The 11,461-nt window shown below is 73.7% G+C and carries 11 protein-coding genes; 4 read left to right on the plus strand and 7 right to left on the minus strand.

Annotation, left to right across the window (positions count from 1 at the left end; genetic code table 11):
* Positions 1 to 6: 6 nt before the first annotated feature.
* From ACFY23_RS04585 to deoC, 6 genes are all read right to left on the minus strand, one after another.
* The gene (locus ACFY23_RS04585) at positions 7 to 1,257 is read right to left on the minus strand and encodes a cytochrome ubiquinol oxidase subunit I (protein ID WP_350685888.1); all 1,251 of its coding nucleotides are present in this window, start codon (positions 1,255 to 1,257) and stop codon (positions 7 to 9) included.
* Between the two features lie 139 nt (positions 1,258 to 1,396).
* Complete coding sequence (locus ACFY23_RS04590) at positions 1,397 to 2,299, minus strand: M56 family metallopeptidase (RefSeq protein ID WP_350685887.1); 903 nt, start codon at positions 2,297 to 2,299, stop codon at positions 1,397 to 1,399.
* A 10-nt stretch (positions 2,300 to 2,309) separates the two neighbouring features.
* Entirely contained in the window at positions 2,310 to 2,774 is a 465-nt protein-coding gene (locus ACFY23_RS04595; RefSeq protein WP_350685886.1) for a BlaI/MecI/CopY family transcriptional regulator, read from the minus strand.
* 186 nt (positions 2,775 to 2,960) lie between these two features.
* On the minus strand, positions 2,961 to 3,785 hold the full coding sequence (locus ACFY23_RS04600; protein WP_350685884.1) for an aldehyde dehydrogenase family protein: 825 nt from the start codon (positions 3,783 to 3,785) through the stop codon (positions 2,961 to 2,963).
* Positions 3,778 to 5,208 carry an aldehyde dehydrogenase family protein gene (locus tag ACFY23_RS04605; RefSeq protein ID WP_350818874.1) on the minus strand — a complete coding sequence of 477 codons (1,431 nt, stop codon included), beginning with the start codon at positions 5,206 to 5,208 and terminating at the stop codon, positions 3,778 to 3,780. Before ACFY23_RS04605 ends, ACFY23_RS04600 begins: the two co-directional genes overlap by 8 nt.
* 6 nt (positions 5,209 to 5,214) lie before the next feature.
* The gene (deoC, locus tag ACFY23_RS04610; protein ID WP_350685882.1) at positions 5,215 to 6,204 is read right to left on the minus strand and encodes a deoxyribose-phosphate aldolase; all 990 of its coding nucleotides are present in this window, start codon (positions 6,202 to 6,204) and stop codon (positions 5,215 to 5,217) included.
* Positions 6,205 to 6,337: 133 nt separating this feature from the next.
* Here deoC and upp point away from each other — a divergent pair, with 133 nt between their 5' ends.
* From upp to ACFY23_RS04630, 4 genes are all read left to right on the plus strand, one after another.
* Positions 6,338 to 6,970, plus strand: coding sequence for a uracil phosphoribosyltransferase (gene upp, locus ACFY23_RS04615; RefSeq protein ID WP_350685881.1), 633 nt, complete (start codon positions 6,338 to 6,340; stop codon positions 6,968 to 6,970).
* Between the two features lie 200 nt (positions 6,971 to 7,170).
* Complete coding sequence (locus ACFY23_RS04620) at positions 7,171 to 7,701, plus strand: sigma-70 family RNA polymerase sigma factor (RefSeq protein ID WP_350685880.1); 531 nt, start codon at positions 7,171 to 7,173, stop codon at positions 7,699 to 7,701.
* Positions 7,702 to 7,711: 10 nt separating this feature from the next.
* Positions 7,712 to 8,752: a CU044_5270 family protein gene (locus ACFY23_RS04625; protein ID WP_350818873.1), complete on the plus strand. Its 1,041-nt coding sequence runs from the start codon at positions 7,712 to 7,714 to the stop codon at positions 8,750 to 8,752.
* Positions 8,753 to 8,892: 140 nt separating this feature from the next.
* Positions 8,893 to 9,570 (plus strand): GPP34 family phosphoprotein, encoded by a 678-nt coding sequence (locus ACFY23_RS04630; RefSeq protein ID WP_350685906.1) that lies wholly within the window; start codon positions 8,893 to 8,895, stop codon positions 9,568 to 9,570.
* 141 nt (positions 9,571 to 9,711) lie between these two features.
* On the opposite strand, the gene ACFY23_RS04635 is transcribed toward ACFY23_RS04630, so the two are convergent.
* Positions 9,712 to 11,436 (minus strand): phospho-sugar mutase, encoded by a 1,725-nt coding sequence (locus ACFY23_RS04635; protein ID WP_350685904.1) that lies wholly within the window; start codon positions 11,434 to 11,436, stop codon positions 9,712 to 9,714.
* Positions 11,437 to 11,461 lie beyond the last annotated feature (25 nt).

Raw genomic sequence — 11,461 nt, forward strand, 5'->3', positions numbered from 1 at the left:
GTCTCCTCAGGCGAAGGCGGGCTCGGGGCGGGGGTCGGCCGGCGGCTGCTGCGGCGGGCGGCCCAGCGCGGGGTCGGCCGCGCCCCGGGCGGCGTGCCGGGCCAGCAGGACCCAGTTGGTGACGGCGAGGGTGCCGAGCAGCAGGCTGAATCCGATCAGCGAGGCGAGCATCAGCGCGGGGTCGACCGGCGACACCGCCCGGTCCACCGGCAGCAGCCCGTACGCGACCCAGGGCTGGCGGCCGACCTCGCGGGAGATCCAGCCAAGGATGACCGCGACGAACGGCAGCGGCAGGGCGAGCAGGATGAGCCAGAGCGGGAAGCGCAGCCGGACGGCCCAGTCCCGCCAGAGCAGGGGGAGCAGCAGCCAGAGCAGGCCGAGTCCGAAACCGATCAGGATCATGAAGCCGAGGCCGACGCTGGCCAGCACGGGCGGGGTGTAGTCGCCGGGGCCGAACCGGGCGGTCCAGTCGGCGACCAGCGCGTCGGCCGCGGGGCTTCCGCCGAACTTGGTGGGCTGCACCTGCCCGACCGGGCCGAACTGGGCGAAGCCGAAGCCCTGCACCATGGTGATCGACAGCGCCGCGGTGACCAGGCCGATCCGCAGCGAGGTGCGGAACAGCGCGTAGTCCGGGGTGCGTCGGAGCAGGTGCCACGCGCTGACCGCGGCCATCAGCATCCCGCCGACCAGCAGCGCGGCGAAGACCACGTGGCCGAACGCCATGCCGAGGCTGGGGTTGGTCAGCAGCGCGGTGAAGTCGGTGAGGTGGGCGACGCCGTCGCGCACCTCGTAGCCGACCGGGTTCTGGAGCCAGGAGTTGGCCACCATGATCCAGAACGCCGAGGCGTACGCGGTGAGGGCGACGCCCCAGAGCAGGGCGAGGTGGACGCCCTTGCGCAGCCGGTGCCAGCCGAAGATCCACATGCCGAGGAACGTCGACTCCAGGAAGAACGCGACCAGCGTCTCGATGGCCAGCGGAGCCCCGAAGACGTTGCCGACGTAGCGCGACAGGCCGCTCCAGTTCAGCCCGAACTGGAACTCCATCACGATGCCGGTGGCGATGCCGAGCACGTAGTTGATCACGTAGAGCTGACCCCAGAATCGGGTCAGCCGCCAGTAGACCGGCTTGCCGGTCAGTACGGCCGTGGTCTGCAACCCCACCAGCAGGGTGACCAGGCCGAGGGTCACCACCACGAACAGGAAGTGGATCGAGGTGGTGGTGGCGAACTGCAGGCGGGCGAGGAGCAGCGTGTCCATGGCCGGCTCTCCGTACTGTCGGCTCACTTGTCGTAGTGAGCCTACACGTAGATTCGCTACATATAACTACTACGCCCTGTCGTAGTAAAGATTACGACAGGGCGTAGTAGTTTGGGGGGCGCGCGTCCGACGCGCCGGGTCAGTTGAGGAAGAGCGAGATCGGCAGGGCGGCCAGCGTGGTGGCCACCGACAGGGCGACGGCGCCGAGCACCCGGGGCGGCCGGTCGGTGACCAGCAGCCGCTGCACCCGGACGTCCAGGTCACGGTCGCCGAGGCCGAGGGCGCCGGCCGGAGTGACCCGGTGGCCCGCCGCGGCGAACCGGCGCAGCGCGCGGCCCAGCGCCTCGGGGTGCGCCTCCCGGGCCTTGTCGTCGGCGCGCATCTCGACCAGCAGGGCGACCCGCTCGTGGATCCCGCGCACCCAGCCGAACCAGGGCAGCGCCCGGCAGAGCGCGGTGAACGGGAGCAGCACCAGATCGTGCCGCTCCTGGGCGTGCGCCCGCTCGTGGCTGAGCACCGCCGCCAGCTCGGCGCGGTCCAGCAGGCTGAGCGTCCCCGCGCTGACCACCACCTGCGGCTTCACCCCCGGCAGGCAGTACGCCGCCGCGCTCGGGTGGTCGAGCACCAGCGCGCCGGGCGCCGCCGGATCGTTCCGGGCCACCAGGGCGAGCAGATCCCGGTGCCGGCGCTGGGCGCGCGCCGTGTGGAGCAGGGTGCGTACGGTCGCGGTCAGCAGCACGGCGCCGATGCCGAAGCCGAGGGCGACCAGGCTCAGCTGGACGGCCCCGAGCCCGGGTGGCAGGGTGCCGTGCACCAGGTCGCCGCCCAGGGCCAGCAGCGCGCTCCCGGTCGGCCGCTCGTACGGGGCCAGACCCACCGCGATCGGCAGGCCGACCTCGGAGAGGCCGAGTGCCAGCCCGATCGCCTGCCAGCAGAGGATCGCGACCCGGGGGCTGCGCCACGTCCAGGTGGAGCGGGCCAGGACCTGCGCGGTCAGCAGGCAGGCCAGCATCGACGCGGCGAAGTGCAGAGCGTACGCCACGGCCGCCGCCCTACCGGTCCGTGACCTCGTCGGCGACGGGCGGGCGGGCGACCCGGTCGGTCGGCGCCTCGACCCGGTCGGTCAGCGCACCCGGCGCGGCCGGCACGACGCCGGCGGCCTCGGCGGCCAGCGCGGCCCGCAGCACCTCGGCCTCGGTGCCGGTCACCGAGTGGGCGAAGCGCACCAGCGCGGCGTCCCGGCTGCCGCCGAGGTCGAGGGCGTCGAGCATGAGCTGGGCGATGTGCGCCTCGCGGCTGGCGGCGGCCCGGTAGCGCCAGGCCCGCCCCTCCCGCTCGCGCTGCACCATGCCCTTGCCGGCGAGCCGGTCCAGCACGGTCATCACCGTGGTGTACGCCAGCTCCCGGCCGTCCAGCGCGTCGGCCACCTCGCGCACGGTGATCCCGTCCGACGTGGCGGGGACCGAGTCCCACAACACGTCCATCACCGCACGTTCGAGATCACCAAGCCGAGTCACGCCCCAATCCTACCCCTGGTAGTAGACCCACCCCGACGGCAGTGCTTCTTCGAGGCGGTACCCCTGAGCTCGATCCTTCCCGCGGGACCTGGCCACGGACGGTTTCCGGGGAGCCCCGCCCGCGCAGGGATCAAGCGTGACCGCCCGGAGCGGGCGGGGCTCCCCGGAAACCCAGGACAGGAACCGTCACACCCCCTTGGGGTGCCAGACCGTCTTCGTCTCCAGGAGGCTGGTCATCCGGGTGATGCCCGGGTCGGCGAACCAGTCGTGGTCGGCCGGGGCCGGGCGGAGCACCCGCTTGAGGTTCTCCGCCGCCTTGACCTCCAGCTCCGCCGCCAACTCGGCGTCGGCCACCCCGGTCAGGTCGATCGCGTTGACGTCCATGTGGCTCGCCAGCGTCGGCACGGTCTCCGACAGACGGCCGGTCAGGATGTTGACCACCCCGCCCGGCAGGTCGGAGGTGGCCAGCACCTCGGCCAGGGTCACCGCGGCCAGCGGCGCCGCCGGCGAGGCCGCCACCACGACGGTGTTGCCGGTGACGATCGCCGGGGCGATCACGCTGACCAGGCCGAGCAGCGCCGGGGACTCCGGGGCCACCACGGCCACCACGCCGGTCGGCTCGGGCGCCGACAGGTTGAAGTACGGCCCGGCGACCGGGTTGGCGCCGCCGTACACCTGGGGGAGCTTGTCGGACCAGCCCGCGTACCAGACCCAGCGGTCGACCGCCGCGTCCACCTCGTCGCCGGGCACGCCGAGGGCGACGAACTGCTCGCGCCGGCCCTCCAGCATCTCGGCCACCCGGTAGAGGATCTGACCCCGGTTGTACGCGGTCGCCCCGGCCCAGCCCTTGACGGCGGCGCGGGCGGCGACGACGGCGTCCCGCGCGTCCTTGCGGGAGGCCAGGGAGACATTCGAGTCCTGCACGAGATACGACCGTCCCGACTCGCTGCGCGGGAACTTCCCGCCGATGAAGAGCTTGTACGTCTTGCGTACCGCGACCCGCTCAGACATTGAGGTAGCCCTCCAGCCCGTGCCGGCCGCCCTCGCGACCGTAGCCCGACTCCTTGTAGCCGCCGAACGGCGAGGTGGGGTCGAACTTGTTGAACGTGTTGGCCCAGACCACGCCGGCGCGGAGCCGGTCGGCCATCCAGAGGATCCGGGAGCCCTTGTCGGTCCAGATCCCGGCCGACAGCCCGTACGGCGTGTTGTTGGCCTTCTCCACGGCCTCGGCCGGGGTGCGGAAGGTCAGCACGGACAGCACCGGGCCGAAGATCTCCTCCCGGGCGATCCGGTGCGCCTGGGTGACCCCGGTGAAGACGGTGGGCGCGAACCAGAAGCCGCGCTCGGGCAGCTCGCACGGCGGCGACCAGCGCTCGGCGCCCTCGGCGGACCCGGCCTCGGACAGCTCCCGGATCCGCGCGAGCTGGGCGGCGGAGTTGATCGCGCCGATGTCGGTGTTCTTGTCCAGCGGGTCGCCGACCCGGAGCTGGGCCATCCGCCGCTTCAGCGACTCCAGCACCCGGTCGGCGACCGACTCCTGGACCAGCAGCCGGGAGCCGGCGCAGCAGACGTGCCCCTGGTTGAAGAAGATGCCGTTGACGATCCCCTCGACCGCCTGGTCGACCGGGGCGTCGTCGAAGACGATGTTGGCCGCCTTGCCACCCAGCTCCAGGGTGAGCTTCTTGCGGGTGCCGGCCACCGCGCGGGCGATGGCCCGGCCGACCTCGGTCGAGCCGGTGAAGGCGACCTTGTCCACGCCCGGGTGCTCGACCAGCGCGCGGCCGGTGTCGCCGGCGCCGGTGACGATGTTGACCACGCCGGCCGGCAGGTCGGCCTGCTGGCAGATCTCGGCGAACAGCAGCGCGGTCAGCGGGGTGGTCTCGGCCGGCTTCAGCACGACCGTGTTGCCGGCGGCGAGGGCCGGGGCGATCTTCCAGGCCAGCATCAGCAGCGGGAAGTTCCAGGGGATGACCTGCGCGGCCACCCCGAGCGGCTTCGGGTCGGGCCCGAAGCCGGCGTATGGCAGCTTGTCGGCCCAGCCGGCGTAGTAGAAGAAGTGCGCGGCGACCAGGGGCAGGTCGACGTCCCGGGACTCCTTGATCGGCTTGCCGTTGTCCAGCGACTCCAGCACCGCCAGCTCGCGGGAGCGCTCCTGGATGATCCGGGCGATCCGGAACAGGTACTTGGCCCGGTCCCGCCCCGGCATCGGGCCCCAGACCTTCTCGTACGCCTGCCGGGCGGCGCGGACGGCGCGGTCCACGTCCTGCGCGCCGGCCTCGGCGACCTCGGCGAGCACCTCCTCCGAGGCCGGGTTGATCGACTTGAAGCTGCCGCCGTCGGCCGGGTCGACGAACTTCCCGTCGACGAAGAGCCCGTACGAGGGCTTGATGTCCACCACCGAGCGGGACTCGGGGGCGGGTGCGTATTCGAACATCGGCTCTCAGTCCAGGGTGAAGTAGTCGGGACCGGAGTAGGTGCCGGTCGTCAGCTTGGTGCGCTGCATGAGCAGGTCGTTGAGCAGGCTGGAGGCGCCGAACCGGAACCAGTCCGGGTCCAGCCAGTCCGCGCCGACGGTCTCGTTGACCATCACCAGGTACTTGATGGCGTCCTTGGTGGTCTTGATGCCGCCGGCCGGCTTCACGCCGACCTGCCGGCCGGTGGCGGCGCGGAAGTCGCGGACCGCCTCCAGCATCACCAGGGTCACCGGCGGCGTCGCGGCCACCGGGACCTTGCCGGTGGAGGTCTTGATGAAGTCGCCGCCGGCCAGCATCGCCAGCCAGGAGGCGCGGCGCACGTTGTCGTACGTGGCCAGCTCGCCGGTCTCCAGGATCACCTTGAGGTGGGCTCGCGGTCGCCCCTGGCGACCGGCATCAGCACTGCCGCAGGCCTCCTTGATCGCCACGATCTCGTCGTAGACCTCCTTGTAGCGGCCGGCCAGGAACGCGCCCCGGTTGATCACCATGTCGATCTCGTCGGCGCCGGCCGCGACGGCGGCCCGGGTGTCGGCGAGCTTGACCTCCAGCGGGGCCTGGCCCGAGGGGAAGGCGGTCGCCACGCTGGCCAGGTGCACACCGGAGCCGCGCAGCACCTCGGCGACGTGCGGGACCATCGAGGGATAGACGCAGACCGCCCCGACGTGCGGGCAGGACGGGTCGGCCGGGTCGGGGCGCAGCGCCTTCGCCGCGAGGGCCCGCACCTTGCCGGGGGTGTCCGCCCCTTCCAGGGTGGTCAGGTCGACCATCCGGATCGCCAGGTCGATGGCCTGCGCCTTCGCGGTGGTCTTGATGGAGCGGGTGCCGAGCTGTGTCGCCCGCTGCTCCGCGCCGACCTGGTCCACGCCGGGCAGGCCGTGCAGGAAGGTCCGCAGAGCGGTCTCGGATCGTCCCAGCTCGGAGAGCTCCGACCGGGCCGACGTCGCTGTCGCCGTCATGCCCCGAAGTCTACGCATCCGACCGACTCGTGATCTTGGTCACGGTGTCGCCGGTCGATCTGGTGGTGAGCGGCGTCGCTGGTCCGCCCGCACCCGCAGTACGGACGCGGGCGGACCGGTAGGTTGAGCGATCGTGGACGTACACGTCATTGACCATCCGCTCGCCCAGTCGCGGCTGACCGCCATGCGGGACGCGCGCACCGACTCCTCCTCGTTCCGGGCGGCGCTGCACGAACTCACCACCATGCTGGTGTACGAGGCCGCGCGCTCGTTCCCCGTCGAGAAGTACCCGGTGCAGACCCCCGTCACCGGCACCGAGGGCACCCGGCTGGCGAACCCGCCGCTGCTGGTGCCGGTGCTGCGGGCCGGCCTGGGCATGGCCGACGCCGCGCTCGGTCTGCTGCCGGAGTCGTCGATGGGCTTCGTCGGCCTGGCCCGCGACGAGGAGACGTACGAGCCGCGCGCCTACATGGAGTCGCTGCCCCGGGACCTGAGCGGCCTGCCGGTGCTGGTGCTCGACCCGATGCTCGCCACCGGCGGCTCGCTGGAGCACTGCTGCCGGCTGCTGGCCGACCGGGGCTGCACCGACATCACCGTGCTCTGCGTGCTCGCCGCGCCCGTCGGCATCGAGCGGCTGGAGCGCTCCGGCCTGCCGCTGCGCCTGGTCACCGCCTCGATCGACGAGGGCCTCAACGACAAGATGTTCATCGTGCCGGGCCTCGGCGACGCCGGCGACCGCCAGTTCGGCGGCATGCCCCGCTTCTAGCGGAGCCCCACGCCACACCACCCGCCCCGGCGCCGCCGGGGCGGGTGCTCCCGGCCGACAGGCGCGTCCCGCCCCGGCCGGCGACTTCCCGCCCCGGCCGGTGACTTCCCGCCCGGTCGCCGGTAACGATCCGCCCCGCCCGCGACACATACCTGGTGTCCCTGTCAGGAACTGCGGTCGGGAGATCGATAGTGAAACCCGTGGGTGAGCGGGGCGAGGGCTGGTTCACCAGCCTCTACGCCGCGCACTACCCGGACATCGTCAGATACGGCATACGTCGGCTTCCCGATGCCGACGCGGCCGCCGAACTCGCCCAGGACGTGTTCGTCGTCGTCTGGCGGCGGCGCGGCGAGGTGCCGGAACGCGCGCTCCCGTGGCTCTACGCCGTGGCGCGTCACGTCGTGGCGAACCGGTGGCGGTCCCAGCGTGGCGGCCCGAGCCTGCTCCCGCTCGCCGAGGCGGACCGCGTACCGGCACGAATCGTCGAGCCCGACGCCGTCGCGCCGGTGCTCGACCTGCACCGGGCGCTGCGCACGCTGCCCGAAGTCGACCAGGAGATCCTCCGGCTGATCGGCTGGGAGGACCTGAGCGTCGCCGATGCCGCCGTCGTCCTGGGCTGCACCCGGTCCGCCGCCGCCGTGCGGCTCTACCGGGCCCGGCGCCGACTGCGCTCCGCCCTCACCACGCCCGCCCCCGCCCGAGACGCCCGGCCGGCGTCCGCCCATGTCTGAGAGGAGCACCATGCACACCAAGCAGCAGGTCCGGAAGATCCTGGGCCCGGCCGACCCGGCGCGCGACGCCGTCGTACCGCCGGCCCCGTTGTCCGCCCACGACGTGATCATCCGGGCGGAGGCCGCGACCGCGACCCCGGCCGGGCCGGTGCGGCGGGGCGCGCCCCGCCGCACCGTGCTCGTCGGCGCGGCCGCCGCGCTGGCCGTGCTCGGCTCCGCCGGGGTGGCACAGGTGCTGCGGGACGGGCCGGTGCCCGCCCCGGCACCCGCGCAGCCGGTCGCCGGGACCGTGCTCCAACCGGTGTCCTACGAGGTCACCGCCGCCGAACCGGCCGGGCGGCACCTGCGGGCGCTCGCCGCGCGCATCGTGGACGCACCACACGAAGGCGCCGGTGGTCGCTACGTCTACCACCACACCAAGTCCTGGGGCGGCATGACCGCGTTTTCGCCCGAGGGTCACATGATGAGCTACGTGCACGAACGCCGCCACTGGGCGGCGGACGACGGCAGGCGCTGGCAGGACGATCGGGTCCTGGACGTCGAGTTCCCCGACCCGGCGTCCCGGGAATACTGGTCCACGCGGCCACAGTCGCCCAGTGCCAACCCGTCGGCCACCAGGCCGCCGGAGGGGATCCAGGAGATCCCGCGCGACGAGGTGGCCCGGCGGGTGCCGGCCGACCGGGCGGAACTCGCGCGCTGGCTCTGGACCGACCGGCCGGCGGGCGAGGTGGCCATGCGCATGTACCAGATCTACAGCAGCTACCTGGTGCCGCGGCGGACCCGGGCCGACCTCCTCACTCTCCTGGCGGAGAAGCCCGGCTTCGTGTGGCGCGGCCGGGTCGTCGACCGGGCCGGCCGCCAGGGCGTGGCCGTCACCGCCGACCTCGTCCCACCGCCGGGGGAGACCCCGCAGCGGGCGCAGATGTTGCTGGTCTTCCACCCGTCGACCGGCGAACTGCTCGCGTACGAATACCTGGAGACGGCCCCGAAGCGCCGCGTGCTGCACTACCTGCTCATGATCGAGGCCCGTCGCACCGACACGGTGGGCTGACCGTCCGGCCCGCCGGGGCGGTCGGGGCGCGCGCCCCGACCGCCCCGGCCTGCGGCGACGGCGAGGCGTACGGGCGGAGCGGCGCGTCGCCGGCATCCGGTTGCTGCGCGGAATGCGCGCACCCGCTAGCGTCTCCGGCCATGACTGGTGTTGCGCTCGCCGAAGAGCTGCTTCTCCTCGCGTACGACGACGAGACCGGCAAGGCGACCATGCCGCGGATCAGCCTCGACCTGGGGATGGCCGCCGCGGTGCTGATCGAGCTGGCCCTGGCCGGACGGATCGTCTACTCCGAGGGGTCCCTGGCGGTGGCCGACCCGACGCCCACCGGCGAGCCGCTCGTCGACGGGGTGCTCGCCCGGATCGCCGCCGACACCCCGCACAGCCCGTGGTCCTGGGTGCAGCGGCTGCGGCACGGCCTGCGCGACAAGATCCTCGGCGACCTGTGCGCCGAGGGCGTCGTGCGGGACGTGGACGAGACCGAGCTGGGCTTCATCCACGTGCACCGCTACCCGACGGTGAACCCCGAGGTGGAGGCGGACACCCGCCGCCGGCTCGCCGAGGCGCTGGCCGACGGGCAGCTCCCCGACGAGCGCACCGCCGCCCTGGCCACCCTGGTCGCGGTGCTGCGGATGGAGCCGGCGCTCGGCCTGACCGGCGACGCCGCCCGGGACGCCCGCCGTCGGCTGGAGGAGATCGCCGGCGGCGCCGGCTTCTCGGGCAACGTCAGCCTCGACGACTCCGTCGTCCGCCCCTCGGTGGGCCTCGTCGTGGCCGCCCTAGGGCGCGCGGTCGACGCCGCCCTCGGCCCCCGCCCCTGACCCACCCCACCCCGCACCCCGCCTCACCCCGCCGCTCGCGGGTGATGACCAAGAGGTTTGCGTCCGGAAACGCGCTTTCCGACGACGCAAACCTCTTGATCAACAGGGGCCAGGGCGGGGGTGCGGGGGGTGGGTAAGGGGTTAGAGGGCGAGGGCGGTGGCGATCTCGGTGCGGAGGGCGGCGACCGACTCCGTGGCCCGGGCTCGGGCCGCGGCGACGTCGCCGTCCGTCACCGGCTCCACCACCTCCAGGTACGCCTTCAGCTTCGGCTCGGTGCCCGACGGCCGGATCACCACGCGGGCGGCCGCGGTGCGCAGGATCACCACGTCCGCCTCGGGGAGCAGGTCCTGCGCCTCCGTGACCGGGTGGCCCAGCAGCGCGGTCGGCGTCGCGGCGCGAATCCGGGCCATCGCGTCCGCGATCACCCGCAGGTCGTCCACCCGCACCGAGAGCTGGTCGGTGTGGTGCACGCCGAACTCGGCGGCCAGCTCGTCCAGCCGGTCGGTCAGGGTGCGTCCCTGCGTCTTGAGCCCGGCGGCCAACTCGGCCACCGTCAGCGCCGCGGTGATGCCGTCCTTGTCGCGGACGTGCTCCGGGGCGACGCAGTAGCCCAGCGCCTCCTCGTAGCCGTAGACCAGCGGCTCGGCCCCGCCGCCGGCCCGCACGATCCACTTGAACCCGGTCAGCGTCTCGTCGTACGGCAGGCCCCGTGCGGCGCACATGGCCCGCAGCAGGGACGACGACACGATCGTGGTGGCGTAGAGGCCGGTGACGCCGCGCCGCATCAGGTGGTCGGCCAGCAGCACGCCCACCTCGTCGCCGCGCAGCATCCGCCACCCGGGCCGGTCGGCGTCCGGGTCGGTGGGACCGGCGACCTCGGCGTTGGCGCTCGCCGCCGGGCCGGTGTCCCGGACGACCACCGCGCAGCGGTCCGCGTCCGGGTCGTTGGCGATGGCGATGTCCGCGCCGGTCGACTCGGCGAGGGCGATCAGCCGGTCCACCGCCCCCGGCTCCTCCGGGTTGGGGAAGGAGACGGTCGGGAACGCCGGGTCCGGCTCGGCCTGCTCGGGCACCACCCCCGGCACGGGGAAGCCGGCGCGGGCGAAGGCCGCGGTGAGCACCGCCGCCCCCACCCCGTGCAGCGGCGTGTACGCCACGGCCAGGTCGCGCGGCCCGTCCGGGTCGATCACTGCCGTGGCCCGCTCCACGTAGGACGCCACCAGGTCGTCGCCGAGCACCTGCCCGGCCGGGCCGAGCGGTACCTCGGCCAGCGGGCCGACCGACCGGATCGCGGCCTCGATGCCGGCGTCGGCCGGCGGCACGATCTGCGCGCCCGCCCCGAGCGCCCCACCCAGCTCCGCGCCGAGGTACACCTTGTAGCCGTTGTCCTGCGGCGGGTTGTGGCTGGCGGTCACCATCACCCCGGCGACCGCCCCGAGGTGCCGCACCGCGTACGCGAGCACGGGGGTGGGCAGCGGGCGGGGGAGCAGCAGCGCCGGGCGTCCCGCTCCGGTGGCGACCTGGGCCGTCCGCTCGGCGAACTGCCGGGAGCCGTGCCGGGCGTCGTACCCGATCACCAGCGGGCCGGAGCCGCCCTGGGCCGCGAGCCACGCGACCAGCCCGGCGGCGGCCTGGGTGACCACCGCGAGGTTCATCCCGTTCGGACCGGCGCGCAGCGGGCCGCGCAGGCCGGCGGTGCCGAAGGTCAACGGGCCGGCGAACCGGTCGGCCAGCTCCGAAGCGCTCGCCGGCAGGCGGTCGAGCACCGCCCGCAGCTCGTCCCGGCTGGCCGGGTCGGGGTCGTCGTCGAGCCAGCGCCGAGCTTGCTCGCGGATGTCGTCGATGTCAGTGGTTTCCGCCGGCATGCCTCTTGATAGCACGCCGGCGGAT

This window comes from Micromonospora sp. NPDC000121 (genome assembly GCF_042899165.1).
Classification (GTDB): domain Bacteria; phylum Actinomycetota; class Actinomycetes; order Mycobacteriales; family Micromonosporaceae; genus Micromonospora.

Coding starts and splice junctions, on each gene's coding strand:
- ACFY23_RS04635 (WP_350685904.1), bottom strand. CDS start 11,436: ATGCCGGCGGAAACCACTGACATCGACGACATCCGCGAGCAAGCTCGG.
- deoC (WP_350685882.1), bottom strand. CDS start 6,204: ATGACGGCGACAGCGACGTCGGCCCGGTCGGAGCTCTCCGAGCTGGGA.
- ACFY23_RS04625 (WP_350818873.1), top strand. CDS start 7,712: ATGCACACCAAGCAGCAGGTCCGGAAGATCCTGGGCCCGGCCGACCCG.
- ACFY23_RS04605 (WP_350818874.1), bottom strand. CDS start 5,208: ATGTTCGAATACGCACCCGCCCCCGAGTCCCGCTCGGTGGTGGACATC.
- ACFY23_RS04630 (WP_350685906.1), top strand. CDS start 8,893: ATGACTGGTGTTGCGCTCGCCGAAGAGCTGCTTCTCCTCGCGTACGAC.
- ACFY23_RS04585 (WP_350685888.1), bottom strand. CDS start 1,257: ATGGACACGCTGCTCCTCGCCCGCCTGCAGTTCGCCACCACCACCTCG.
- ACFY23_RS04600 (WP_350685884.1), bottom strand. CDS start 3,785: ATGTCTGAGCGGGTCGCGGTACGCAAGACGTACAAGCTCTTCATCGGC.